The sequence below is a fragment of the Pseudomonas sp. yb_2 genome (assembly GCF_043103905.1).
In the GTDB taxonomy this organism is placed as follows: Bacteria; Pseudomonadota; Gammaproteobacteria; order Pseudomonadales; family Pseudomonadaceae; genus Aquipseudomonas; species Aquipseudomonas alloputida.
Genome location: NZ_JBICKH010000082.1, coordinates 24,481 through 50,377 on the forward strand (window position 1 = coordinate 24,481; position 25,897 = coordinate 50,377).

At 62.3% G+C, this 25,897-nt stretch carries 24 protein-coding genes; 10 read left to right on the forward strand and 14 right to left on the reverse strand.

Annotation, left to right across the window (positions count from 1 at the left end):
• Positions 1-9: 9 nt before the first annotated feature.
• Entirely contained in the window at positions 10-1,677 is a 1,668-nt protein-coding gene (locus tag ACF8FB_RS22795) for a putative bifunctional diguanylate cyclase/phosphodiesterase (protein ID WP_392509854.1), read from the reverse strand.
• 296 nt (positions 1,678-1,973) lie between these two features.
• Here ACF8FB_RS22795 and rep point away from each other — a divergent pair, with 296 nt between their 5' ends.
• Complete coding sequence (gene rep, locus ACF8FB_RS22800; protein WP_392509855.1) at positions 1,974-3,983, forward strand: DNA helicase Rep; 2,010 nt, start codon at positions 1,974-1,976, stop codon at positions 3,981-3,983.
• A 64-nt stretch (positions 3,984-4,047) separates the two neighbouring features.
• A complete protein-coding gene (locus tag ACF8FB_RS22805) occupies positions 4,048-4,620 on the forward strand; it encodes a xanthine phosphoribosyltransferase (RefSeq protein WP_003253535.1) in 573 nt (190 codons plus the stop codon).
• 109 nt (positions 4,621-4,729) lie between these two features.
• Here the strand turns inward: ACF8FB_RS22805 and ACF8FB_RS22810 are convergent, their stop codons facing one another.
• From ACF8FB_RS22810 to dadA, 6 genes are all read right to left on the reverse strand, one after another.
• The gene (locus tag ACF8FB_RS22810) at positions 4,730-6,589 is read right to left on the reverse strand and encodes an acetyl-CoA hydrolase/transferase C-terminal domain-containing protein (RefSeq protein ID WP_392509856.1); all 1,860 of its coding nucleotides are present in this window, start codon (positions 6,587-6,589) and stop codon (positions 4,730-4,732) included.
• 78 nt (positions 6,590-6,667) lie between these two features.
• Positions 6,668-7,507: an RHS repeat-associated core domain-containing protein gene (locus ACF8FB_RS22815; RefSeq protein ID WP_392509857.1), complete on the reverse strand. Its 840-nt coding sequence runs from the start codon at positions 7,505-7,507 to the stop codon at positions 6,668-6,670.
• 226 nt (positions 7,508-7,733) lie between these two features.
• On the reverse strand, positions 7,734-8,138 hold the full coding sequence (locus ACF8FB_RS22820; protein ID WP_033723760.1) for a cytochrome c5 family protein: 405 nt from the start codon (positions 8,136-8,138) through the stop codon (positions 7,734-7,736).
• Positions 8,139-8,292: 154 nt separating this feature from the next.
• On the reverse strand, positions 8,293-8,841 hold the full coding sequence (locus tag ACF8FB_RS22825) for a cupin domain-containing protein (RefSeq protein WP_003253526.1): 549 nt from the start codon (positions 8,839-8,841) through the stop codon (positions 8,293-8,295).
• A gap of 107 nt (positions 8,842-8,948) precedes the next feature.
• Positions 8,949-10,022: an alanine racemase gene (gene alr / locus ACF8FB_RS22830; RefSeq protein ID WP_392512074.1), complete on the reverse strand. Its 1,074-nt coding sequence runs from the start codon at positions 10,020-10,022 to the stop codon at positions 8,949-8,951.
• 144 nt (positions 10,023-10,166) lie between these two features.
• A complete protein-coding gene (dadA, locus tag ACF8FB_RS22835) occupies positions 10,167-11,471 on the reverse strand; it encodes a D-amino acid dehydrogenase (RefSeq protein ID WP_010955780.1) in 1,305 nt (434 codons plus the stop codon).
• 156 nt (positions 11,472-11,627) lie between these two features.
• Between dadA and ACF8FB_RS22840 the strand changes: the two genes are divergently transcribed.
• Positions 11,628-12,116: an Lrp/AsnC ligand binding domain-containing protein gene (locus ACF8FB_RS22840; RefSeq protein WP_003253520.1), complete on the forward strand. Its 489-nt coding sequence runs from the start codon at positions 11,628-11,630 to the stop codon at positions 12,114-12,116.
• A gap of 2 nt (positions 12,117-12,118) precedes the next feature.
• Here the strand turns inward: ACF8FB_RS22840 and ACF8FB_RS22845 are convergent, their stop codons facing one another.
• On the reverse strand, positions 12,119-12,472 hold the full coding sequence (locus tag ACF8FB_RS22845; protein ID WP_392512075.1) for a YkgJ family cysteine cluster protein: 354 nt from the start codon (positions 12,470-12,472) through the stop codon (positions 12,119-12,121).
• 143 nt (positions 12,473-12,615) lie between these two features.
• Between ACF8FB_RS22845 and ACF8FB_RS22850 the strand changes: the two genes are divergently transcribed.
• Positions 12,616-13,908 (forward strand): NAD(P)/FAD-dependent oxidoreductase, encoded by a 1,293-nt coding sequence (locus ACF8FB_RS22850; protein ID WP_392509859.1) that lies wholly within the window; start codon positions 12,616-12,618, stop codon positions 13,906-13,908.
• A gap of 143 nt (positions 13,909-14,051) precedes the next feature.
• On the opposite strand, the gene ACF8FB_RS22855 is transcribed toward ACF8FB_RS22850, so the two are convergent.
• On the reverse strand, positions 14,052-14,282 hold the full coding sequence (locus ACF8FB_RS22855) for a DUF1127 domain-containing protein (RefSeq protein ID WP_003253515.1): 231 nt from the start codon (positions 14,280-14,282) through the stop codon (positions 14,052-14,054).
• A 178-nt stretch (positions 14,283-14,460) separates the two neighbouring features.
• Here ACF8FB_RS22855 and ACF8FB_RS22860 point away from each other — a divergent pair, with 178 nt between their 5' ends.
• Positions 14,461-15,891 carry a PLP-dependent aminotransferase family protein gene (locus ACF8FB_RS22860; RefSeq protein ID WP_392512078.1) on the forward strand — a complete coding sequence of 477 codons (1,431 nt, stop codon included), beginning with the start codon at positions 14,461-14,463 and terminating at the stop codon, positions 15,889-15,891.
• 60 nt (positions 15,892-15,951) lie between these two features.
• Entirely contained in the window at positions 15,952-17,505 is a 1,554-nt protein-coding gene (locus ACF8FB_RS22865) for a phospholipase D family protein (protein WP_014592845.1), read from the forward strand.
• A 34-nt stretch (positions 17,506-17,539) separates the two neighbouring features.
• On the opposite strand, the gene ACF8FB_RS22870 is transcribed toward ACF8FB_RS22865, so the two are convergent.
• Both ACF8FB_RS22870 and ACF8FB_RS22875 read right to left on the reverse strand, forming a co-directional pair.
• Complete coding sequence (locus ACF8FB_RS22870) at positions 17,540-18,679, reverse strand: MFS transporter (protein ID WP_003253511.1); 1,140 nt, start codon at positions 18,677-18,679, stop codon at positions 17,540-17,542.
• Positions 18,680-18,789: 110 nt separating this feature from the next.
• Positions 18,790-20,283: an aldehyde dehydrogenase gene (locus tag ACF8FB_RS22875; protein WP_010955785.1), complete on the reverse strand. Its 1,494-nt coding sequence runs from the start codon at positions 20,281-20,283 to the stop codon at positions 18,790-18,792.
• Positions 20,284-20,479: 196 nt separating this feature from the next.
• On the opposite strand from ACF8FB_RS22875, the gene ACF8FB_RS22880 reads away from it, so the two are divergent.
• Both ACF8FB_RS22880 and ACF8FB_RS22885 read left to right on the forward strand, forming a co-directional pair.
• Positions 20,480-20,839: a cupin domain-containing protein gene (locus ACF8FB_RS22880; RefSeq protein WP_010955786.1), complete on the forward strand. Its 360-nt coding sequence runs from the start codon at positions 20,480-20,482 to the stop codon at positions 20,837-20,839.
• A gap of 95 nt (positions 20,840-20,934) precedes the next feature.
• Complete coding sequence (locus ACF8FB_RS22885) at positions 20,935-21,138, forward strand: hypothetical protein (RefSeq protein ID WP_020190325.1); 204 nt, start codon at positions 20,935-20,937, stop codon at positions 21,136-21,138.
• Between the two features lie 67 nt (positions 21,139-21,205).
• Here ACF8FB_RS22885 and rpmG read toward each other — a convergent pair whose 3' ends face one another.
• Entirely contained in the window at positions 21,206-21,361 is a 156-nt protein-coding gene (rpmG, locus tag ACF8FB_RS22890) for a 50S ribosomal protein L33 (protein ID WP_003253507.1), read from the reverse strand.
• Between the two features lie 11 nt (positions 21,362-21,372).
• Positions 21,373-21,609 carry a 50S ribosomal protein L28 gene (gene rpmB / locus ACF8FB_RS22895; protein WP_003253504.1) on the reverse strand — a complete coding sequence of 79 codons (237 nt, stop codon included), beginning with the start codon at positions 21,607-21,609 and terminating at the stop codon, positions 21,373-21,375.
• A gap of 361 nt (positions 21,610-21,970) precedes the next feature.
• On the opposite strand from rpmB, the gene ACF8FB_RS22900 reads away from it, so the two are divergent.
• Positions 21,971-23,560 (forward strand): ABC transporter substrate-binding protein, encoded by a 1,590-nt coding sequence (locus ACF8FB_RS22900; protein ID WP_010955788.1) that lies wholly within the window; start codon positions 21,971-21,973, stop codon positions 23,558-23,560.
• Between the two features lie 316 nt (positions 23,561-23,876).
• Here the strand turns inward: ACF8FB_RS22900 and radC are convergent, their stop codons facing one another.
• Positions 23,877-24,557 (reverse strand): DNA repair protein RadC, encoded by a 681-nt coding sequence (gene radC / locus ACF8FB_RS22905; RefSeq protein ID WP_392512081.1) that lies wholly within the window; start codon positions 24,555-24,557, stop codon positions 23,877-23,879.
• A gap of 125 nt (positions 24,558-24,682) precedes the next feature.
• On the opposite strand from radC, the gene coaBC reads away from it, so the two are divergent.
• On the forward strand, positions 24,683-25,894 hold the full coding sequence (coaBC, locus tag ACF8FB_RS22910; protein ID WP_003253409.1) for a bifunctional phosphopantothenoylcysteine decarboxylase/phosphopantothenate--cysteine ligase CoaBC: 1,212 nt from the start codon (positions 24,683-24,685) through the stop codon (positions 25,892-25,894).
• Positions 25,895-25,897: the final 3 nt, after the last annotated feature.

Here is a 25,897-nt window from a genome sequence, read left to right on the forward strand (position 1 = left end):
AACCCGCTCCTACAGGACGGCCTCCAACTGGCGTCCGGGCGCCTGCAGCAAATACGCCATCAATTCCCCTATCGGTAGCGGTTTGCTGACCAGGAAGCCTTGCACCTGGTCGCAGCCAAACCCGCGCAACAACCCCAGCTGCTCTTCACTCTCCACACCCTCGGCCACCACCTCGAGGTTGAGGTTGTGCGCCAGGTTGATCATGGCGTGTACCAGCTTGCGGTTCTCTTCGCGCATTTCCATTCCCGCAACAAAGCTGCGGTCCACCTTGAGCAAGGTGATCGGCAGGCTGTTGAGGTGCACGAACGAAGAAAACCCGGTGCCGAAATCATCGAGCGAGAAGCGCACGCCCAGGCGGCCCAGCGCGTCCATGGTCTGGCGCACCACCTCGTTGCGGCGCATCACCGCTGTCTCGGTCAGCTCGAACTCAAGCCAGCGGGCATCCACACCGTGCTCAAGGATCAGGCGACTCAACGTGGCCAGTAGCTGGCTGTCCTGGAACTGACGGAAACTCAGGTTGACCGCCATGTGCAGCGGTTCCAGGCCACGCTCGCACAATGCCTGCATGTCGCGCAGGGCACGGGAAATAACCCAATAACCCAAGGGCACGATCAGGCCGCTCTGCTCGGCCAGTGGCACGAACTCACTGGGTGGCAGCAGCCCACGCTCGGCATGGCGCCAGCGCACCAGCGCCTCCAGGCCAACAATGCGCCCGTCAGCCAGGTTCAGGCGGGGCTGATAGTGAAGCTCCAGTTCGTCGCGGCGCAGGGCGCGGCGCAACTCGCTTTCCAGGTCGGCAAGGCTGCGGGCGTTGCGGTTGATGCGTTCGTTGAACACATGGAAGGTGCAGCCCTGGCTGCCCTTGGCCTGACGCATGGCGATGTGCGCGTGCCACATCAACGGATCGGCGCCGCTCTGCGCGCGAGCATGTGCAAGGCCCAGGCTGCAGCCCAGCAGCAGGCTCTCGCCGTCGATCCAGTAGGGCTCGGCCAAGGCCTCGACGATGCGCTCGGCAATCCATTCGGCGCGATTGGCATCGCGACGGGTGTCGATCAGCAGGGCGAACTCGTCGCTACCCAGACGTGCCAGCTGGTCACCCGCCTCCAGCTGATGCTTCAGCCGTGCCACCACCTGCAGGATCAACCGGTCACCGCTCTGGTGGCCCAGGGCGTCGTTGACGTGGCGGAAGTTGTCCAGGTCCAGGTGGCCAAGCGCGACACCACGGCCTTCGTTTTCGGCCAGGCGTGCATTGAGCAAAGCCTGGAAGCCCTGGCGGTTGGCGATGCCGGTCAGCGGGTCCTGCTCGGCAAGGCGCTGCAAGGTGGCGACCAGCACCCCTCGCTCTCGCACATGGCGCAGTGAGCGGCGCAGGGTATCGGCGTTGAGCTGGTCGCGCACCAGCCAGTCACTGACAGCGCTGGGCGCTGCCTCAGGCTCGTGTTCAAGCAGCAGAATAGTCGGCAGCTCGCAACGCCCGGGGGCGGGCTGCAAGGCGGGTGTTGCCAGCACGACGGCCTGGCGATCATGGCTGAACAGGCTGTCGACCGCCTCCCAGTTTGGCGCAGTCAATAGCACGGCGCTGCCACCGAGTGCAGGCATGCACGCGTGCAACGAGGCAGCCCATTCCGGCTCATCGGCCAACAGCAGCAAACGCAGAGGTTCGACAGGCGTGGACAAGCGGGCTCCTTAGGGCTTGACGGTGCAACGAGATCTGGCGGGCATGCTACTGCATTCAATGAAAATGATTTTCAATTTTATGCATGTTTTTTCGATCGTAGCATTCCGACGTATTTTGTCGTGCATCCTGCGCGAAACGAATCAAACCGGCAAATATGATTTTTTCAGCTACTAGCATTAGTGACACTAATAATTAGATGGACAAAAGTCTGACTCAGACGTCAGACGGTCGCGCCACAACGGCCCCATGCCTGTTAGAATGCGCGGCTATTTTCTGGCGACCCCCGGTTTCTAGCATGTCCCGACTCAATCCCCGGCAGCAGGAAGCCCGTGACTATGTCGGCGGCCCTCTTTTGGTGCTCGCCGGTGCAGGTTCGGGCAAGACCAGCGTGATCACGCGCAAGATTGCCCACCTCATCCAGAACTGCGGCATCCGCGCCCAGTACATCGTGGCGATGACCTTCACCAACAAGGCCGCGCGCGAGATGAAGGAGCGGGTCGCCACCTTGCTGCGCCCGGGGGAAGGCCGTGGCCTGACCGTGTGTACGTTCCACAACCTGGGCCTGAACATCATCCGCAAGGAACACGAGCGCCTGGGCTACAAGCCGGGTTTCTCGATCTTCGACGAGTCCGACATCAAGGCGTTGCTGTCGGACATCATGCAGAAGGAATACTCCGGCGACGACGGCATCGACGAGATCAAGAACATGATCGGTGCCTGGAAGAACGACCTGGTCCTGCCGCCAGAAGCCCTGGAAAAGGCGCGCAACCCACGCGAGCAGACCGCAGCCATCGTCTACACCCACTATCAGCGTACGCTCAAGGCGTTCAACGCAGTGGACTTCGATGACCTGATCCTGCTGCCAGTCAAACTGTTCCAGGAGCACCCCGAGGTGCTGGAACGCTGGCAAAACCGTGTGCGCTACCTGCTGGTAGACGAATATCAGGACACCAACGCCAGCCAATACCTGCTGGTGAAGATGCTGATCGGCATGCGCAACCAGTTCACCGTGGTGGGCGACGACGACCAGTCGATCTACGCCTGGCGCGGCGCACGCCCTGAGAACCTGATGCTGCTCAAGGAGGACTACCCCTCCCTGAAGATCGTCATGCTCGAGCAGAACTACCGCTCCACCAGCCGCATCCTGCGCTGCGCCAACGTGTTGATCGCCAACAATCCGCATGCGTTCGAAAAGCAGCTGTGGAGCGAAATGGGCGTGGGCGACGAGATCCGCGTGATCCGCTGCAAGAACGAGGAAGCCGAGGCCGAACGCGTGGCCATGGAAATCCTCACCTTGCACCTGCGCACCAACCGCCCGTACAGCGACTTTGCCATCCTTTACCGCGGCAACTACCAGGCCAAGCTGATCGAACTGAAGTTGCAGCACCACCAGGTGCCGTATCGCCTGTCGGGCGGTAACAGCTTCTTCGGCCGCCAGGAGGTCAAGGACCTGATGGCCTACCTGCGCCTGCTGGTGAACCCGGACGATGACAACGCCTACCTGCGGGTAATCAACGTGCCGCGCCGCGAGATCGGCTCCACCACCCTGGAAAAGCTCGGCAACTACGCCACCGAGCGCGGCATTTCGATGTACGCCGCCAGCGAAGAGCTGGGCCTGGGCGAGCACCTGGACGCGCGCTACACCGAGCGCTTGCAGCGTTTCAAGCACTGGCTGGACGGGGTGCGCCACAAGGTTGCCCTGGAAGACCCGATTGCCGCACTGCACGAGATGATCCGCGACATCGACTACGAGAACTGGATCCGCCAGCAGACCGCCAGCGACAAAGCTGCCGAGTTCCGCATCAGCAACGTCTGGTTCCTGGTCGAAGCGCTGAAGAACACCCTCGAGAAGGACGAAGAGGGTGACATGACCATCGAGGACGCCATCGGCAAGCTGGTGCTGCGCGACATGCTCGAGCGCCAGCAGGAAGAGGAAGAGAACGCCGAGGGCGTGCAGATGATGACCCTGCATGCCTCCAAGGGCCTGGAATTCCCCTACGTGTTCATCATGGGCATGGAAGAGGAAATCCTCCCGCACCGCTCCAGCATCGAGGCCGACACCATCGAAGAGGAACGCCGCCTGGCCTACGTGGGCATCACCCGCGCGCGCCAGACCCTGGCCTTCACCTTCGCCGCCAAGCGCAAGCAGTACGGTGAAATCATCGACTGCACGCCCAGCCGGTTCCTCGACGAACTGCCACCGGACGACCTGGCCTGGGAGGGCCTGGACGATGCGCCGGTCGAGGTGAAGGCCGCTCGCGGCAACAACGCCCTGGCCGATATCCGGGCAATGCTCAAACGCTGATCAACCATTACTCTTTAACTTTGCCGCCTCCAGCGGCAACCTTTGTTACATCGAGGAAATCACAGTGGAAGCACTGCATCAGAAGATTCGCGAAGAAGGCATCGTGCTTTCCGATCAGGTTCTCAAAGTCGACGCGTTTCTCAACCACCAGATCGATCCGGCGCTGATGCAGCTGATCGGTGACGAGTTTGCCCGCCTGTTCGCCGATGCCGGCGTGACCAAGATCGTCACCATCGAAGCCTCGGGCATTGCCCCAGCGGTGATGACCGGCCTGAAACTGGGTGTGCCGGTCATCTTCGCTCGCAAGCACCAGTCGCTGACCCTGACCGAAAACCTGCTGACCGCCTCGGTGTATTCCTTCACCAAACAGACCGAGAACACCGTGGCCATTTCGCCGCGTCACCTCAACAGCAGCGACCGCGTGCTGGTGATCGATGACTTCCTGGCCAACGGCAAAGCCTCCCAAGCGCTGATCTCGATCATCAAGCAGGCAGGTGCCACCGTGGCGGGCCTGGGTATCGTGATCGAGAAGTCGTTCCAGGGCGGCCGTGCCGAACTGGACAGCCAGGGTTACCGCGTTGAATCGCTGGCCCGGGTGAAGTCGCTGGAAGGTGGTGTGGTCAGCTTCATCGAATAAACGCGACACCTGCTTCGCGGGCACGCCCGCTCCCACAGGTGCAGCACAGGTCTCGAACGCTGTGCCGTACCTGTGGGAGCGGGCGTGCCCGCGAATGGCCGCAACCCTTTTATCTGGTTGCCGCCAGCCCCGCCAACAACAAGCGCTGGTAAAGTTCTTCTTTAAGCCCCTGCGGCTGCCCCAACTGCATCCGCTCCAGGTGGCTTTCATACCCCTCCGGCCCCGGTGCATCCAACGCTGCCTTGCCCAGCTCCAGCACCTCGCTCAGCTTGAACTTGCTCTTCAACCAGTTCAGCGCCCGCAACAGATCCCGCTCCTCGGCCGTAAAGTCCGTGCCCATCGGATACTCCGGGAACAGCCGCGCATGCTGTGCCCTGATGGCCTCCAGGCGTTGCGGGGTATTGTCGGTAAAGCGCGCCTCCAGCTGAAAGTCGTCGGCAAGCTTGCCAGCGTCTTTGGCCTGCTTGATCAGGCCCGGCTGAAACCGCGAATCGCTCACCGCCAACAACCGCGCAATCACTTCGCTGTCAGTCTGCCCACGCAAGTCCGCAATGCCGTACTCGGTCACCACGATATCGCGCAGGTGCCGGGGAATGGTGCAGTGGCCATAGGTCCAGAACAGGTTCGAGGTCACCTCCCCGCCTGCCTCGCGCCAGCTGCGCAAGAGCAGGATCGAACGCCCGCCCTCCAGCGCATGGCCCTGGGCAACGAAGTTGTACTGCCCGCCCACGCCACTGAGCACGCGGCCGTCTTCCAGCTGGTCGGCCACCCCGGCGCCGAGCAGGGTCATGCCAAACGCGGTGTTGATGAAGCGCGCATCACGACGTTGTCGGCGCTTGAGTGCCTCCTGCCCATAGAGCTCGTTGATGAAGCTGATACGGGTCATGACAAACTGCGCGCGCTGCTCCAGCGGCATCTCGCGCAAGCGCTGGTAGAACGCTTGCGGGCCGAGGAAAAAGCCGCCATGCAGTATTGCGCCTTGCTCGTCCGCCGGGCGTCGTAGCAGTCCTGCTTCGGCCAGCACCAGCAAGCCGTTGACGAACATCTCGCTGCAGCCGTACAAGCCGTGGGTAAGGGTGTCCAGGCCCCCTTCTCGCTCGATCAACGCCTGCCACGGTCCGACATCCAGCGCCTTGAGCACCGCACGGTAACCGGCGTTGTCGCCCTGACGTGCCAGCAATGCCGCGGCAACCGCATCGCCCATGGCACCAATGCCGATCTGCAGGGTGCCGCCGTCACGCACCAGGCTGCTGGCGTGCAGGCCGATGCAGTGGTCCTGAATGCCAACCGGCATGTTTGGTGTGGAAAACAGCCGACGTTGCTCGACTTCATCGAGCAGCAGGTCGAAGGCATCGATGGGCAGCTCGGCATCGCCTGGCATGTAGGGCAGTTCGGCATGCACCTGGCCCAGCATGAGGATGGTTTCGCCTGCAGCGCGGCGCTTGGCGATCATCGGCAGCAGGTCGAGGGTGATGTCTGGGTTGCAGGCCAGGCTCAGGTGCACGGGCTTTTCGGGGGTGGCGGCCACCAACTGGGCTATCAGGTTCAGGCCCTTGGCGTTGATATCACGTGCGGCGTGGCTGTAGTTGCTGCTGACGTAGTCCTGCTGGGCCGATTCGCTGTGCAGCAGGCTGCCGGGCTGCATGAAGAACTGTTCGACCCGAATATTGGGTGGCAACGTGTCGTTGCGCAGGTCTGCGAGGTAACTGAGCTCTTCGTAGTCAGCAAAGACACGCTCGACGAAGGGTTCGAGAAAGCGCCGCTGCAGGCCATCGCCCAGTGGCGGGCGGCCGAGGGAAAGTGCGGTATAGATGGTCAGGCGCCGTTCGGGCAGCTCGCGTACGCGGGCGTAAAGCGCGTTGACGAAGGCGTTGGGTTTGCCCAGGCCCAAAGGCAGGCCCATGTGGATATGGGTTGGCAGCCGGGACAAAACCTGCTCGACAGCCTGGTCGATGGCGCAGAGGTGCATCAGAGCCTCCTGAAACATCCGTGGGTTCAGGGGTTGGACATGAGCTCAAGCGGGTTGGTTGCCTAGGGCAAACTCTGGTCACCACCTTACTTTAAGCGTCTTACTAATTAAAAATGGAAATACCACTTCTTCGCTCACATGAACCTTGTGATACGCGCTCTTATCGATCGCTATCGCATTTTTATGAACATACCAATAGTCCTTACCGCGAACCCAGGACTCAGACTCATGCACGTAAAACCCTACTAAAGATCCGTCCTGACCTGTGAAGTTGCTGGCCCCATAAATATTCGTTGTTCCATAAACGTGCGCGCCGTAAGATCCATCCTTTGTATAGCCAGAATCGAGCCCGCTCAACAGTGATTGAACATGCTCTTTCTGAGTACCATGCACCATTCTCAATACATAGCCATCCGGCACACTTTTCGGCGATTTGACCACCTTGATCTTTGTATCGGAAGTTATATCACTGTATGTCTTGGTAATCACTTCGGTTTCAAAAATAATCGCCCGGTGCAACTTACCATACGTCGTAGGCTTTTTCTTTGGAAAAAAATACCTGAACAATCGCGAGACAAATTTGAAGAAAGAGAAATAACCGCTCGGGTCTTCCCGGTTAACCGGGTCTCCTAGGCAGTAGGCATAAGAGTTCAGACCACCCGCTGCGAACGGGCTCATGCTGTCCGGGCTAATAAAGCGCATCAATGATGGGTTAAATGCTCGACGACCGTTACCCAGTAGATAACAGCCGGTAGCAGGGTCCTGTCGGCCACCATTAAAACCGAGCATGCTCTGGGACGTCGAGAGATAGCCATAAGGCGAATAGGCCAGAGGCCGAAGGGCGCTGCCGGGGATCAGCTTTTGCGGCTGTGTTCGACCGGCTGCATGTTGCTCGGGACAGTTATCGCCCAGATCCATTGTTAGCCACCACTTCAATCAGAAGCGTCAGTGTTCTTCAGAACCCTGAAAAATAGAACTGGTAAAAATGCTAGTTCTCATGGAATCAGGCTCAGCCCGATTGGGGCTTCTGGAGACATCCATGGACATGGCTCTAGCGGGTTGGTTGCCTGTGCTGGACCTTTCTCGGGCACCACAAAAACAAAGCCCGCCATCAACGGCGGGCCTCATGCAATTCAGCTGTAAATCACAACCCGGACATTTTCTTGATCGCCCCTTTCAGGTCTTCATCCGAGCAGTCTGCACAGGTGCCCTTTGGCGGCATGGCGTTGATACCAGTAATGGCCTTGGCCAGGATGCCATCCAGACCGCCCTGGTGGTCGGCGCGTTCTTTCCACGCGGCGGTGTCACCAATTTTAGGCGCGCCGAGCAAGCCGCTGCCATGGCAGGCATTGCAGTGCTTGGCGATGATTTCATCCGGCGTCTTGGCTCCCCCGCCACCCGCTGCAGCGGCCACTTCCATGCCTTTGCACTCCTGGCCCTGGACGCACACCTGGCCAACCGGCTCCAGGCGTTTGGCAATGTCGTCATTGGTCGCAGCGGTTGCGCTCATTGCCCAGAGGGCGAATACGGCTGCTGGTACGGCCAGCATCTTCTTGATTTGATTCACGCGAACACCCTCATGGTGGCTAATCACGCTCGCGGCCACGGATCGGCGAGCGTTGAAAAGTATAGCGGGAACCCAGAGGCCGTGAAACGACCCCACACAGGAAAGGGGTATTGCCGAATCAATGCACTGCGCTGGATCAAAAGTTTGAAGGCGTCGCCGCACTGATCAGCCGCGCCGGCTGGTCGAATGGGTTGCGGAAGCGGTGCGGGCGGGTGCTTTCGAAGTAGTAGCTGTCGCCTTCTTCGAGAACGAAAATCTCGTTGCCGACCACCAGCTCCAGGCGGCCTTCAAGCAGGATACCGGTCTCCTCGCCGTCGTGGGTGAGCATCTCGGCACCGGTGTCCGCACCTGGCGGGTACACCTCGGTCAGAAAAGCGATGGCACGGTTGGGGTGCGACTTGCCCACCAGCTTCATGGTCACAGCACCGTCTGAGATATCGATCAGCTCATGGGCCTTGTAGACGATCTGAGTGGGGCTTTGGGGCTCCAGCTCGACCGAAAAGAATTCGACCATGGACATGGGAATGCCGCTAAGCACTTTGCGCAGCGAGCTGATAGAGGGGCTTACGCTGTTCTTCTCGATCATCGAGATGGTGCTGTTGGTCACGCCAGCACGCTTGGCGAGTTCGCGCTGCGACAGGCCCTTGAGCTTGCGGATGGCTTGCAGTCGTTCGCCGACGTCCAAAGCTGGAGCCTCCTGAAACGGTGAAAGGGGGGTGGATGTGAACGATATCATGGCAATGCCGTTCAGTATTTACAACACACCGCCCCCAACCTGTCCGCTTCAGCGTCTCATTCGCCGATGTAGTCCCGTGGTACCCGCTTCAGGTTACAGAAGATCTGATAGGGAATAGTGCCCGCATGCGCGGCCACTTCACTGGCCAGCACCTGCTTGCCCCAGAATTCGACCGGGCTGCCGACAGTGGCTTGCGGTACGTCGGTGAGGTCGATGCTGAGCATGTCCATCGACACCCGGCCGATCAGCTGGGTGCGCTTGCCAGCGACCAGCACCGGGGTGCCGTTAGGCGCCTGGCGCGGGTAGCCATCGGCATAGCCCATGGCGACCACACCCACGCGGGTCGGCCGAGGGCTGACGAACTTGGCACCATAGCCAACCGGCTCGCCGGCAGGCAGCTCGCGCACGCTGATCACCCGCGATTGCAGGGTCATCACCGGTTGCAGGCGTGCGGCCTCGGCCTGCGCCACTTCGAACGGCGTGGCGCCGTACAGCATCAGGCCTGGGCGCACCCAGTCGCTGGGCGCTTGCGGCCAGCCCAGCACGCCGGGCGAGTTACGCAGGCTGCATTCGGCGGCCAGGCCCTGTCGGGCAGCTTCGAACACGGCGATTTGCTGGGAGGTAGCGTCAGCGTCCAGTTCGTCGGCGCGAGCGAAGTGGGTCATCAACACGATGCGCGAAACCTTGCCGCTGGCCAGCAGTCGCTGGTAGGCATCGTGGTAGTCCTTGGGGTGCAGGCCAACGCGGTGCATGCCACTGTCCAGCTTCAGCCAGACGTTGAGCGGTTTGTGCAGCGGGGTTTTCTCGATGGCTTCCAGTTGCCACAGCGAGTGCACCACGCACCACAGGTCGTGCTCGGCGATCAGCGCCAGTTCGCTGGCTTCAAAAAAACCTTCCAGCAGCAGTACCGGGGCTTTGATACCGGCGGCGCGCAGTTCCAGCGCCTCTTCGATGCAGGCCACGGCAAAGCCGTCGGCTTCGGCCTCGAGGGCCAGGGCGCAGCGCACGGCGCCGTGGCCGTAGGCATCGGCCTTGATCACGGCGAGGGCTTTGACACCCGTCAGTTCACGGGCCAGACGGTAGTTGTGGCGCAGGGCCTGGAGGTCGATCAGGGCGCGGGCGGGACGCATAGCGGCTGCCTTATGGTGGTTCGGGTTGAAATCGGTGGTGGATTATTCGCGGGCTTGCCCGCTCCCACAGGTCGTGCACAGCTTTCAAAAGCGGTGGTGTTCCTGTGGGAGCGGGCAAGCCCGCAAATGGGCCGGCACAGGCTGTTACTGCTGGTGAGCCGGCGCGCTTTGCCCGTGCTTGGCCACTTCCCGGCTATTGCCATAACGGGAGATATCCAGGCCTTCGGCACTGATCTGCGGCTTCTTGCGCGCAATCAGGTCGGCCAGCAGGCGGCCGGAACCGCACGCCATGGTCCAGCCCAAGGTACCGTGACCGGTGTTCAGGAACAGGTTGCGGAACGCCGTGGCACCCACGATCGGTGTGCCGTCCGGGGTCGCCGGGCGCAAGCCGGTCCAGAAGCTGGCCTGGCTCAGGTCACCGCCGCGAGGATAAAGGTCGTTGACGATCATCTCCAGCGTTTCGCGCCGACGCGGGTTCAGCGACAGGTCAAAACCAGCGATTTCAGCCATGCCCCCAACGCGGATGCGGTTGTCGAAACGGGTGATGGCAACCTTGTAGGTCTCGTCGAGAATGGTCGAAGTCGGGGCCATGTCGCTGTTGGTGATCGGCACGGTCAGCGAATAGCCTTTCAGCGGATACACCGGAGCCTTGATGCCCAGCGGCTTGAGCATCTGTGGCGAGTAGCTGCCCAGCGCCAGCACGTAGCGGTCTGCCGTTTCCAGCTTGCCGTCGATCCACACGCCATTGATGCGGTCACCCGCGAAGTCCAGGCGCTGGATGTCCTGGCCGAAGCGGAACTCCACGCCCAGCTTCAACGCCATGTCGGCAAGCTTGGTGGTAAACAGCTGGCAGTCGCCAGTCTGGTCGTTCGGCAGGCGCAGGGCGCCGGCCAGGATATCTTTCACGCCGGCCAGGGCGGGTTCGACGCGGGCAATGCCGTCGCGGTCGAGCAGCTCGTAGGGCACACCGGACTGTTCGAGTACGGCAATGTCCTTGGCCGCAGCATCGACCTGGGCCTGGGTGCGGAACAGCTGGGTGGTGCCCAGGCTGCGGTTTTCGTAGTTGATGCCGGTTTCGGCGCGCAGCTCGTCGAGGCAGTCACGGCTGTACTCGGACAGGCGCACCATGCGCTCCTTGTTCACCGCGTAGCGGCTGGCAGTGCAGTTGCGCAGCATCTGTGCCATCCACAGGTACTGGTCGACATCGCCCGTGAGCTTGATGGCCAGGGGGGCGTGACGCTCCAGCAGCCACTTGATGGCTTTGAGCGGTACGCCAGGCGCAGCCCAGGGCGAGGCATAGCCGGGCGAGATCTGGCCGGCGTTGGCAAAGCTGGTTTCCATGGCCACCGCCGGCTGGCGGTCGACCACCGTGACTTCGAAACCTTGCCGGGCCAGGTAGTAGGCACTGGCGGTTCCGATTACACCGCTACCAAGTACCAGAACTCGCATCGTTTTATCCCTCACACGCGGCGCGCCGCACACTTTTATTGAAATGGCATGAATGGGCGCAGTATAGGAATTTGAGACTAGTGCAATTCACTATATAAAAGCCTATTATTGGCGAGAATTCTCGGCAAAATCGCCTTTCACGGAGGGGCATCCCCTATGAGAACCCAGCACCAGACCAAGCGTGAACTGGACAAGATCGACCGCAACATCCTGCGTATCCTGCAGAATGACGGGCGTATTTCCTTCACCGAACTGGGCGAGAAAGTTGGGCTGTCCACCACTCCTTGTACCGAGCGGGTTCGCCGCCTTGAGCGCGAGGGCATCATCATGGGCTACAACGCCCGCCTGAACCCGCAGCACCTCAAGGGCAGCCTGCTGGTGTTCGTGGAAATCAGCCTGGACTACAAGTCGGGCGATACCTTCGAGGAGTTCCGCCGCGCGGTCTTGAAGCTGCCCCACGTGCTGGAATGCCACCTGGTGTCGGGTGACTTCGACTACCTGGTTAAAGCGCGTATTTCGGAAATGGCCTCATACCGCAAGCTGCTCGGCGACATCCTGCTGAAACTGCCGCACGTGCGCGAATCGAAGAGCTACATCGTGATGGAAGAGGTGAAGGAGAGCCTTTGCCTGCCGATCCCGGACTGAGGCTAGACCAGCACCTGGCGGGTGGTGGCAATGAACTGGTGGACCAACTGTTCAGCGGCGGGGTCGATCATCGGTTCAGGGCCACGACCACGCGGGCAGGCCATGCGCGGGGTGGTACCGAACAACCGGCAGATCATCGGCCGCTCTTCATACACCGTGCAGCCGTTGGGGCCCAGGTGCACGCAGTCCAGACGCTCCAGAGCAGCGTCCTGCTCGGACTGGGACTTGCGCGGCAGGCGGGCCATTTCCTCCGCCGAGGTAGTGACCGGGCCGCAGCAGTCGTGGCAGCCGGGCTCGCACTCGAAAGAGGGGATGAGTTCGCGCAGGAAGTGGATCTTGTGGCGGTTGCAGGACATGACGGGATACAAGCTGACAAAGTGATTGGATTATAGGCTTATTCGCGGGTTCACCCGCGAACGAGTATGAAGCCCTCGCTGGTTGCCCGGCCGCGATGGCACAGCTTATCCTCGTCCCCCCTCCATTTTTCAGGGCCGCCCCAATGATCCACAGCGCGCAGCACGCCGCCTCCTATTACGCCGCCAGCAGCGCGCCACACCCCGACCACGCCTACCTGCAAGGCGAACACAACGCCGACGTGTGCATCATCGGCGGCGGCTACTCCGGCCTGAACACCGCCATCGAGCTGGCCGAGCGTGGTTTCTCGGTCATCCTGCTGGAAGCGCGCAAACTTGGCTGGGGCGCCAGTGGGCGCAATGGCGGTCAACTGATCCGAGGGGTCGGCCATGGTCTGGAGCAGTTCCTCCCGGTCATCGGCGAAGAAGGCGTGCGCACCATGAAACTGATGGGCCTGGAGGCCGTACAGATCGTGCGCGAGCGGGTTGAAAAGCATACCATCGCCTGCGACCTGGCCTGGGGCTACTGCGACCTGGCCAACAAACCCGCCGAGCTGCTGGGCTTTGCCCAAGACGCCGAGGACCTGCGCAGTCTGGGCTATGCACATGAGCTGCGGCTGGTCGGCAAGGACGATATCCACAGCGTGGTGGGTGCCGACTGCTATGTGGGCGGGTTGGTCGACATGGGCTCCGGGCATCTGCATCCGCTCAATCTGGCATTGGGTGAAGCCGCCGCAGCCGCCCGCCTGGGCGTGAAGTTGTTCGAGCAATCCGAAGTCACCCGCATCGACTACGGCACTGAAGTGCAGGTGCATACTGCCCAAGGCCGGGTACGCGCCAAGACCCTGGTACTGTGCTGCAACGCCTACCACAACGACCTCAACCGCGAGCTGGGCGGCAAGGTGCTGCCGGCCGGCAGCTACATCATCGCCACCGAGCCGCTGGGCGAAGAACGCGCACGCACATTGCTGCCGCAGAATATGGCGGTGTGTGACCAGCGTGTGGCGCTGGACTACTACCGCCTGTCCGCCGACCACCGCCTGCTGTTTGGCGGTGCCTGCCACTATTCAGGCCGCGACCCGAAGGACATCGCCGCCTACATGCGGCCGAAGATGCTCAAGGTGTTCCCGCAGCTTGCCGACGTGCGCATCGACTACCAGTGGGGTGGCATGATCGGCATTGGTGCCAATCGCCTGCCGCAGGTTGGCCGCCTGGCCAGCCAGCCGAACGTGTATTACGCCCAGGCCTACTCGGGCCATGGGCTCAACGCCACCCACCTGGCCGCGCGCCTGCTGGGTGAAGCCATCAGTGGCCAGGAAAGCGGGCGCTTCGACCTTTTCAACAAGGTGCCGCACATCACCTTCCCTGGCGGCAAGCACCTGCGCTCGCCACTGCTGGCGCTGGGAATGCTGTGGCATCGCCTCAAAGAGCTGACTTGAAAGTCCCCATCCTTGTGGCAGCAACTGTCTTGCTTAAAATCTAAAAGCTGACGCGCCCCCTGTGGGAGCGGGCGTGCCCGCTCCCACAGGGTCGGGGCAAGTTTCAAGTCTGGGGCACAACAGGCCCTCCAGCGACCACCGTGTCAGTCCTTCCAGAAGGGTTTCCGCCCTTCGATCCGGGCCTGCTCCCAGCTCAGCCCGACATCGCGCAACTCGTCATCGGTCAGCTGCAGCAACGCCCTGCGGGTATGCCAGCGATGCAGCATCAGCCCCCAACGCCCCAAACCCTCTGGCGCGTTGAACACCTTGGCCTGCTGCCCGGCTTCCAGTTCCTTGGCCAACAGTTGCAAGCGCACATCGCTCATGCCACCCATCACCGCATCCTCCCGTTCAGTTGTTACCGTGGAGAAAGCATGCGCGTCGGCACCCTCGACAATACAGATCCAATACAGCCTTATTATTCCCATACAGAATTGGCCGCTGGCCGACTGAATGCTGTATTTTCAGCCCAACTGTACCGGTCGCTATGCCAATGCAGCGCAGGAGTATGCCTTGACCCTCTACCTGAATCTCGCCGAAATACTCGGCGCCCGCATCGAGCAGGGCCTCTATCGCCCTGGCCAGCGCCTGCCGTCTGTACGCGCACTGAGTGAGGAGCACGGGGTCAGCCTGAGCACCGTGCAGCAGGCCTATCGCATGCTCGAAGACAGCGGCATGGTCTCGCCGCGGCCCAAGTCCGGCTACTTCGTCAGCGACCAACGGCAGTTGCCGGCACTGCCCGCAGTCAGCCGCCCGGCCCAGCGCCCGGTGGACATCTCGCAGTGGGAACAGGTGCTGGAGCTGGTGCGCAGTACGCCGCGCCATGATGTGGTGCAACTCGGCCGCGGCATGCCCGACATCGACAGCCCTACCCTGAAGCCGCTGCTGCGCAGCCTTGCCCAGTTGAGCCGGCGCCAGGACATGCCTGGCCTGTACTACGACAACATCCACGGTAACCTGGCCCTGCGCGAACAGGTGGCCCGGCTGATGCTCGACTCCAGCTGCCGCCTGGGGCCGGCCGACCTGGTGATTACCACCGGCTGCCATGAGGCGCTGTCATGCAGCATCCGCGCAGTCTGCGAGCCAGGCGACATCGTCGCGGTCGACTCGCCCAGCTTCCACGGCGCCATGCAAACCCTCAAGGGCTTGGGCATGAAAGCGCTGGAAATCCCCACCGACCCGGTCACCGGCATCAGCCTGGAGGCGCTGGAGCTGGCCCTGGAGCAGTGGCCGATCAAGCTCATCCAGATCACCCCCAGCTGCAACAACCCGCTGGGCTACATCATGCCCGAGGCACGCAAGAAGGCCCTGCTGAGCCTCGCCCAACGCTATGACGTGGCGATTCTGGAAGACGATGTGTACGGCGACCTGGCCTATACCTACCCACGCCCACGCACCCTGAAGTCGTTCGACGACGATGGCCGCGTGCTGCTCTGCAGTTCGTTCTCCAAAACCCTCGCGCCCGGCCTGCGGATCGGCTGGGTGGCGCCCGGGCGCTACCTGGAGCGCGTGCTGCACATGAAATACATCAGCACCGGCAGCACCGCCAGCCAGCCTCAGCTGGCCATCGCTGACTTCATCGCCGCCGGGCACTACCAGCCCCATGTACGGCGCATGCGCAGCCAGTACCAGCGTGGCCGCGACCTGATGGGCGACTGGGTGACCCGCTACTTCCCGGCGGGCACCCGGGTCAGCCGGCCCCAGGGCGGCTTCATGCTGTGGGTGGAATTACCCGAACATCTCGATACGCTTCGGCTGAACCGCGCTTTACTGGAGCAGGGCGTGCAGGTTGCCGTGGGCAGCATCTTTTCGGCCTCGGGCAAGTTTCGCCACTGCCTGCGCATGAATTTCGCCGCCAGGCCAACGCCGCAAATCGAAGCCTCCGTGCGCAAGGTTGGTGAAACCGCCCTTCGTCTACTGGATGACGAAAGCGCCGACGCGTAACTTTGCGCCGCCCGTCACGGTCAAACCCCTAAAGCCCTTGCTGCACAGGACGGTCCACCCTTGAGACTCCAGCGAGCCCTGCCTCTGCTGCTGGTGTTGTTGCTCGGCCTTGCCGGTTGCACAAGCATCAGCGCGCCCCGGGAAACCAGCCAGGCGTTGCCTGCCCACGAATCGGCCTTTGGCCGCTCGGTGCTGCGCCAAGCCGCGCCCTATGGCGGCCGCTCGGGCTTTCGCCTGCTGCCCAACAGCAACGAGGCATTTCGCGCCCGCGCCGAACTGATACGCAACGCCCAGGCGAGCATCGACCTGCAGTACTACATCGTCCACGACGGCCTCAGTACCCGCGCCCTTGTGCATGAACTGCTGCGCGCCGCCGACCGTGGCGTGCGCGTGCGCATCCTGCTCGACGACACCACCAGCGACGGCCTGGACACCGTCATGGGCACCCTCGATGCCCACCCGAACATCCACATTCGCGTGTTCAACCCACTGCATCTGGGGCGCAGTACCGGCGTTACGCGCGCCGTGGGCCGGCTGTTCAACTTGTCGCGCCAGCACCGACGCATGCACAACAAGCTGTTCCTGGTGGACAACAGCATGGCCATCGTCGGCGGTCGCAACCTGGGCGACGAGTATTTCGATGCCGAGCCCAACCTCAACTTCACCGACATCGATCTGCTGGGCGTGGGCCCGGTGGCCGAGCAGTTGGGGCACAGCTTCGACCAGTACTGGAACAGCGCCCTCAGCCGGCCGATCACCGATTTCCTCTGGCATGACCCGGATGCAAACGACCTGCGGGCCAGCCGCCAGCGCCTGGAAGTGTCGCTGGCCAAAGCCAGGACCCAGCGCAAGGCCCTGTACGACCGCTTGATGGCCTATCAGTCGCAGCCGCGCCTGGATGTGTGGCGCAACGAGCTGATCTGGGCTCACGCACAGGCGCTATGGGATGCTCCCAGCAAGGTGTTGGCCGAAGACGAACCGGACCCGCAATTACTGCTGAGCCAGCAACTGGCTCCGGACCTGGCTAACGTGCACCGCGAGTTGGTCCTGGCATCGGCCTACTTTGTACCGGGCGAACCGGGGCTGCTGTACCTGACCGGCCGCGCCGACGCTGGCGTTTCGGTGAAGCTGCTGACCAACTCGCTGGAAGCCACCGACGTGCCGGCAGTGCATGGAGGCTATGCACCCTATCGTCGTGCCTTGCTTGAGCACGGGGTGCAGCTTTACGAGCTTCGCCGCCAGCCAGGCGACCCCAGCGCGGGGCGACTGAGTTTCCGTGGCAGCTCGGATTCGAGCCTGCACACCAAGGCGATCGTGTTCGACCGGCGCAAGACCTTCATCGGCTCGTTCAACTTCGACCCGCGCTCAGTATTGTGGAACACCGAGGTCGGGGTACTGGTGGACAGCCCGGAGCTGGCCGAATACACCCGCGAACTGGCCCAGCAGGGTATGGCGCCTGCGCTGAGCTATCAGGTGAAACTGATAGGTAACAAGCTGGTGTGGGCGACCGAGGACAATGGCCAACGGCACGTGCTGACGTCTGAGCCGGGCGGGATCTGGCGACGCTTCAATGCCTGGATCAGCAAGGCGGTTGGCTTGGAGAAGATGCTATAGCGGCGATTCCGGGGCCTTGCGGCCCCCAAAATCATCAGGCAGAAACCGGCTCAAAGGCTCCGCGCCGCCGCGTCAATACAACCAACCCCGCAGCCCCGGCCGCCATCAGGAACAGCAACGCATGCCCGCTGATCCACTGGCTCCCCGCCCCGGCCAACAACGGCCCGAGCAAACAGCCAATGCCCCACAGTTGGGCTACGTGGGCATTGGCCCGTACCAACTCATCATCGCGGTAGCGCTCACCGATCAGCACCAGCGACAAGGTGAACAAGCCGCCGGCACTGGCGCCGAACAACACCCACAACGGCCAGATAACCGGGGTGTGCAACAGCAGCGGGATCGCCAGACTGGACACCAGCAGGGTCACCGCACAGCCAGTGAACAGGGTACGTCGCGACATATGGTCGGCCAGCGCGCCGATGGGCAACTGCAGCACCGCATCACCCACCACCACGGTACTCACCATGAACAAGGCGATTTCGGTGCTGAAACCCTGCTGCAGGCAATACACCGGCAGCAAGGTGAGGATCATCGCCTCGAACGAGGCGAACAGGGCAATGGCCCAGGCAATTACCGGCAAGCGTCGGCAGAAGGCGAACAGGTCGCCAAAGGTGACACTGCAGGCTTCCGTGCTCGGCGCTCCACCACGCCCCAGCAGAACCAGCGGCGCGGCCAGCAGCAGGCCGGTCGCCGCCCAGAAGCCGAAGTCGTCATCAGAGCCGAGGAAACCCAGCACCAACGGCCCGGCCAACTGGCTCAGGGCGTAGCTGCTGCCATACAGCGCCACCAACCGGCCACGCCACTGTTCGACCACCAGTTGGTTGATCCAGCTTTCGCCAAGGATGAACACCACGGTCAGGGACATGCCGATCATCAGCCGCAGCAGCAGCCATAACGGGTAACTAGGCAGCAGCGCGAGCAGGCCAATCGACAGCGCCCCGCCCCACAGGCACAGGCGCATCGCCGACGGTACGCCAACCCAACCTGCCAGGCGGCTGGCCAGGCTGGCGCCGGCCAGTACGCCCAACGCCGGCATTGCCGCCATCACGCCGATGGCGAAGCTGCCGTAGCCCCAGGCCTCCAGGCGCAGGGACACCAGCGGCATGCTCACGCCAAGCGCCAGCCCGACACTGAGCACCGATGCCAGTACGGCGAAGTAGGTACCCCAACGCATTACAGCCTCCCAGCCAATATTTCCAGGGGCCCATTTGCGGGCAAGCCCGCTCCTGCAACGGTCGCGAAGACCTGCAGGAGCGGGCTTGCCCGCGAAAAGGACCTACCGGGTTACAGCTTGATCCAGGTCGCCTTCAGCTCGGTGTACTTCTCCAGTGCGTGCAGCGACTTGTCACGGCCGTTGCCCGACTGTTTGAAGCCACCGAACGGCGCGGTCATGTCGCCACCATCGTACTGGTTGACCCAGACGCTGCCTGCACGCACGGCACGGGCGGTCTTGTGGGCCTTGGAAATGTCCGAAGTCCAGATACCAGCGGCCAGGCCATACGGGGTGTCGTTGGCAATGGCCACGGCTTCTTCGGCGGTGTCGAAGGCAATCACCGACAGCACCGGGCCGAAGATTTCTTCCTGGGCAATGCGCATGGCGTTAGTCACGCCGTCGAAGATGGTCGGCTCGACGTAGGTGCCGCCGGTCTCTTCCAGGGTGCGTTTGCCGCCGGCCAGCAGCTTGGCGCCGTCCTTGTGGCCAGCCTCGATGTACGACAGCACGGTGTTCATCTGCTGGGTATCGACCAAGGCACCGACAGTGGTCTGCGGGTCCAGCGGGTTGCCTGGTTTCCAGCCCTTCAGGGCCTCTACCACCATCGGCAGGAACTTGTCCTTGATCGAACGCTCGACCAGCAGGCGGGAGCCTGCAGTGCACACTTCGCCCTGGTTGAAGGCGATGGCGCTGGCTGCGGCCTCGGCGGCTGCTTGCAGGTCCGGGGCGTCGGCAAAGACGATGTTCGGGCTCTTGCCACCGGCTTCCAGCCAGATGCGTTTCATGTTCGACTCGCCCGCGTAAACCATCAGTTGCTTGGCGATCTTGGTCGAACCGGTGAACACCAGGGTGTCCACGTCCATGTGCAGGGCCAGTGCCTTGCCCACGGTGTGGCCATAGCCTGGCAGCACGTTCAGCACGCCAGCGGGGATACCGGCCTCGATCGCCAGCTGGGCGATGCGGATGGCGGTCAGCGGCGATTTTTCGGACGGCTTGAGCACGACCGAGTTACCGGTGGCCAGTGCAGGGCCGAGTTTCCAGCAGGCCATCAGCAACGGGAAGTTCCACGGCACGATGGCACCAACCACACCCACGGGTTCGCGGGTAACCAGGCCAAGCTGGTCATGCGGGGTCGGGGCAACTTCGTCGTAGACCTTGTCGATGGCTTCGGCAGTCCAGTGAATGGCTTGGGCCGCACCTGGGATGTCGATGCTGGAGGAGTCGCCGATCGGCTTGCCCATGTCCAGCGTTTCCAACAGCGCCAGCTCTTCGACGTTCTTGCGCAGCAGGTCGGCGAAGCGGATCAGCTTGGCCTTGCGCTTGGCGGGGGCCAGCTGCGACCACACGCCGGAGTTGAAGGTGGCACGGGCGTTTTCAACAGCGCGGTTGGCATCGGCCAGGTCGCAGCTGGCAACCTTGGCCAGGAAGCGTCCGTCGACCGGGCTCAGGCACTCGAAGGTTTCACCGGATACGGCATCGGTGTATTCGCCGTTGATGAAGGCACGGCCTTCGATCTTCAGTTGCTGGGCACGTTGTTCCCAGTCCGCACGGGTCAGGGTGGTCATACGAAACTCCTCCTCTTGTTTAGGTGCAACGCCGCACTGAGGACTCACAGGCGTTGTCAGAATTCTGGCCGGGCGCCAAGCGCACACTGGCAAGCGATACCCTAAACCAGCCGGTGTAAACTATCAATATATTTGACACGAGAGGCTCAAAAGCCTACTGATGTTCATTTTATTAAACAACAACAGGAGCCGAACCATGAGTATTGATAGCATCATCGACTTCGCGCAGGTCATCACCGAGGCCGAACGCTACCGCCCGGCTGCAGAGAAAATCCTCAAGGGCGAGCCGGACCAGGCGGTCTACAACCACTATTCCAGCCCGTGCGGGCAGTTTGCCGCTGGCGTATGGGAAGGTGAGGTGGGCCAGTGGACAGTGAACTACACCGAGCACGAATACTGCGAGATCGTCCAAGGCGTTTCGGTGCTGCGCGACGAGGATGGCGGGGCGAAAACCCTGCGTGCCGGCGATCGCTTTGTAATCCCCGCCGGCTTCAAAGGCACTTGGGAGGTGCTGGAGCCTTGCCGCAAGATCTATGTGATGTTCGAGCAGAAGTAACCACAGCAGTATCTATGTAGCGCAGGCAATTCGCAGGCATGCGTGAGGATGGCCCTGCCCATGTCGGGCCATCCAACTTCAACAGGAAGAACACCATGACCAACGAAGAAGTGCTGCGAACCCTCGCCCACCTGGTCGGCACCCCTTACGCGCCAGCGCTCAAAGACACCATCCGCACCCTTACCGGCCGCACCCGGGTGGTCGGCCCCAACGAAATGTGCACCCGCGAGTACGACGTCGAGCGCATCCAGATCAAGGCCGGTGCCGACCTGCTGATCCAGGGCTTCGACTTCAACTGACCCTGCAACAGCCAAAAAAAAAACCCGCCTCCTTTCGGATGCGGGTTTTTTTCAGGTCGCCGATCAATTACTTGATCTTGGCTTCCTTGTACACCACGTGCTTGCGAACAACCGGATCATATTTCTTGATCTCGATTTTGTCCGGGGTGGTGCGCTTGTTCTTGTCGGTGGTGTAGAAGTGGCCGGTACCGGCACTCGAAACCAGACGGATCAATTCACGCATGATGCTCTCCCTTAAACCTTGGCGCCAGCTTTACGGATGTCAACCAGAACGGCGTCGATGCCGCGCTTGTCGATGATACGCATGCCTTTGGCGGAAACGCGCAGACGCACGAAACGCTTCTCGGATTCAACCCAGAAACGGTGGTGCTGCAGGTTCGGCAGGAAACGACGACGGGTTTTGTTGTTTGCGTGGGAAATGTTGTTCCCGGTTACTGGACCCTTACCAGTAACTTGACAGACTCTCGACATGACTCAGCCCTCTAAAACCACATGCCCAACCCGGCATGGGTTGGCCGCTTAATCTCTCAGTCTTTGGCGCCTGGGCGCCGTGATTCTGGAGGCCTTATCGACCGGATCCGCTTATGCGACAGGCCGAGCCCCTAGAAAAGAGCGCTGCTTTATACCAGAAAGACTTGGCTGCAACAACAGTAGATGCACATTACCGCTAGCCAGAACGCGCCGGGCCAGCATAGCGGCAGGCCCCGCCAGTCGTCGACCGCTCGTCGCAAGATTTGCAAAAAAGGGTGTGGTCATTTGCCGGCGGGCGCACTAGGGTAAGCCTTTTCCAGACTGCACTGGCAGATGGGCCACTGACAGCCAAGGAGCCACCATGCGTGTCGCCGCACTTTCCTTATTGTTCACCACCCTGTTCGCCGCTGGCGCTGCCCAGGCCGCTCCGCTGAGCGTTTGCAGCGAGGCCAGCCCCGAAGGTTTCGACGTGGTGCAGTACAACTCGCTCACCACCACCAACGCCACCGCCGACGTGCTGATGAACCGCCTGGTGGAGTTCGATGCGGCGCAAGGCAAGGTGGTGCCGAGCCTGGCGACCAGCTGGACGGTATCGGCCGACGGCCTGGTGTATGACTTCACCCTGCGCGATGACGTCAAGTTTCACAGCACCTCCTATTTCAAGCCAAGCCGCAAGCTGAATGCCGACGACGTGCTGTTCAGCTTCCAGCGCATGCTCTACCCGGCCCATGCCTGGCACAAGACTGCGCCGGGCGGCTACCCGCATGCCCAATCGCTGCAGCTGGGCAGCCTGATCAAGGCGATCGAGGCACCGTCGCCGAACACCGTGCGCTTCACCCTCAGCCACCCGGACGCCACCTTCCTGGCCACCCTGAGCATGGGCTTCGCCTCGATCTACTCCGCAGAATACGCTGACAAGCTGCTCAAGGCCGGCACACCGGAAAAGCTCAACAACCAACCGATCGGCACCGGGCCGTTCGTGTTCCAGCGTTTCCAGAAAGACGCCGTGGTACGCTACCGCGCCAACCCGGACTACTTCGCCGGCAAGCCGGCGGTCGACCCGCTGATCTTCGCCATCACCACCGATGCCAACGTGCGCCTGCAGAAGCTCAAGCGTGGCGAGTGCCAGGTTGCCCTGTCGCCCAAGCCGTTGGACATTGCCGAAGCGGGCCAGGACGGTAACCTCAAGGTGGCCACTACCCCGGCATTCATGACTGCCTTCGTCGCCATCAACAGCCAGCACCCGCCGCTGGACAAGCCGGAAGTGCGTCAGGCGATCAACCTGGCCTTCGACAGGCAAGCCTACCTCAAGGCCGTGTTCGAAGACTCTGCGGTGGCTGCCAATGGCCCCTACCCGCCCAATACCTGGAGCTACGCCAAGGACCTGCCCGGCTACCCGCTGGACCTGAAGAAAGCCAAGGCCCTGTTGGCCAAGGCCGGCCTGGCCGAAGGCTTCAGTACCACCATCTGGACCCGGCCCTCGGGTAGCCTGCTCAACCCCAACCCCAGCCTTGGCGCGCAGATGCTGCAAGCCGACCTGGCGAAGATTGGTATCAAGGCTGAAATCCGCGTGATCGAATGGGGCGAGCTTATCCGCCGCGCCAAGGCCGGCGAGCATGACTTGCTGTTCATGGGCTGGGCGGGCGACAACGGCGACCCGGACAACTTCCTCAGCCCGCAGTTTTCCTGTGCGGCGGTCGAGTCAGGGACCAACTTCGCACGCTTCTGCGACAGCCGCCTCGACCAGCTGATCAGCGCCGGGCGCACCACCAACGACCAGAGCGTACGCAGCCGGCTGTACCAGCAGGCGCAGACACTGATCCAGCAGCAGGCGCTGTGGGTGCCACTGGCGCACCCGACGGCAGCGACCTTGCTGCGCCAAGGCGTCGAGGGGTACCAGGTTAGCCCGTTCGGGCGGCTGGATTTCAGCAAGGTGACGGTGACCAAGTAAGTTCTGGTGCCCGCCTTGAGGTTTGTGGCGCCTGGGAGATCGAGCGCCGCCCGCGCGGCGCATCGCGAGCGAAGCTCGCTCCTACATCTGTTTCGGGCCAGTTATTCCTGGTAGAGAGACGCGCGGCGCCTTGGTGTCCACCTCGATATCGTGCCGGACAAACAAGGCGGTCGCGCGCGCTGGCGCAGGCGTTACTGGCCCGAAACAGATGTAGGAGCGAGCTTCGCTCGCGATGCGCCGCGCGGGCGGCGCTCGATCTCCCAGGCACCACAAACCTCAAGACAGGCGCCTGCTAGCCCTGACCGCATTGACCTGCCTACGCCACAATCCACCCATGCTCGACCATCGACAACGGCTCCCCGTCGCCGATGATGATGTGGTCCAGCACCCGCACGTCGATCAACGCCAACCCCCGCTTCAACGTCAGCGTCAAATGCACATCGTCCTGACTCGGTTCACTGATCCCTGAAGGATGGTTGTGGCACAGGATCAATGCCGCAGCGTTGTGCACCAGCGCCCGCCGCACCACCTCTCGCGGATAGACACTCGCCCGATCTATCGTGCCCCTGAACAGGATCTCGAATGCCAGTGGCCGGTGCTTGGTATCGAGAAACAGACACCCGAACACCTCGCTGGCCTCATGCCTGAGCATGGCTTTCAAGTAGCGTCGCACCGCTGCCGGGCTGTCCATGGCAGACTCCCGCTCAATCGACGTTGCAAGGTGCCTGCGGCCTATCTCAAGCAGTGCCTGCAGCTGGCTGTACCTCACCGGGCCCAACCCAAGCTCGCCGACGAAGGCCTCGCGGTCGGCCTCCAGCAACCGGCGCAAGCTGCCGAACTTCACCAACAAGCCTCGCGAAAGCTCCACGACATTACACCCACGTACGCCTGAGCCGAGAAAAACGGCCAGCAGCTCCGTATCTGTCAGGCTCCCTGCCCCTCGCTGCAACAACTTCTCCCTAGGCCGTTCTTCCGCCGGCCACTCCCTGATGTTCATTCCACCCCTGCCTTTGCTGCGGCCCATTTCGGCCCTGTGTTAATCTATTTCGCCTCGTACATGCGACGTTCCGCCGCAGGCATTTCAAACGTCGTCGCCCGCTCTCACTGGAAAAAGGCAAGCCTATGCAGCGGCTGTATCGCAAGCGCATCGTTCTCGGCGTGGGTGGCGGCATTGCCGCCTACAAAAGCGCCGAGCTGATTCGCCGTCTCCTGGAGCACGGCGCGCAGGTGCGCGTCGTCATGACCCGGGGTGGTGCAGAATTCATCACCCCGCTGACCCTGCAGGCGCTGTCGGGCCACCCCGTACACATGGACCTGCTCGACCCGGCCGCCGAAGCTGCCATGGGCCATATCGAGCTGGCCAAGTGGGCGGACCTGGTGCTGATCGCCCCAGCTACCGCCGACCTCATGGCACGCATGGCCCAGGGCATGGCAGACGACCTGCTGACCACGCTGGTGCTGGCCACTGACGCCACCGTCGCCGTGGCGCCGGCGATGAACCAGGCCATGTGGCGTGACCCGGCCACCCAAGCCAACCTCGAGCTGCTCAAGAGCCGTGGCATTCAGGTGTTCGGCCCGGCATCCGGCAGCCAGGCCTGTGGCGACGTCGGCCTGGGGCGCATGCTCGAAGCCACCGACCTGGCCTGGTGCGCCGCGGAAAGCTTCAAGCGCCAGGCACTGACCGGCAAGCACGTGCTGATCACCGCCGGGCCGACCCAGGAAAACATCGACCCGGTGCGCTACATCACCAATCATAGCTCCGGCAAGATGGGCTTCGCCCTGGCCGAAGCGGCCGCCGAAGCAGGGGCTCGGGTGACCCTCGTCACCGGCCCTGTGCACTTGCCAACCCCTGACCGGGTCAGCCGCATCGACGTCGTCAGCGCGCGGGACATGCTCGCGGCCTGTGAAGCGGCCATGCCGTGCGACCTGTTCATCGCCTCGGCAGCGGTTGCGGACTACCGTCCCGAAGTGGTTGCCACACAAAAACTGAAGAAAGATCCTACGACAGGCGACGGCATGCTGCTGCAGATGGTGCGTAATCCCGATATCCTTGCCACCATTGCTGGCCGCGCCGACCGCCCGTTCAGCGTCGGCTTTGCCGCCGAAACCGAGCACCTGCTCGATTACGCCACGCGCAAGCTCAAGGACAAGAACCTCGACCTGATCGTCGCCAATGATGTGGCCAACCCCAGCATCGGCTTCAACAGCGAAGAAAACGCCTTGACCGTGATCGACCGCCAGCAGCACCAGACCCTCTTCGCGCAGACCAGCAAGGGCAAGATCGCCCGGCAACTGGTCGCCTTCATCGCCGAACGGCTCAACCAGGTTCAATAAGTT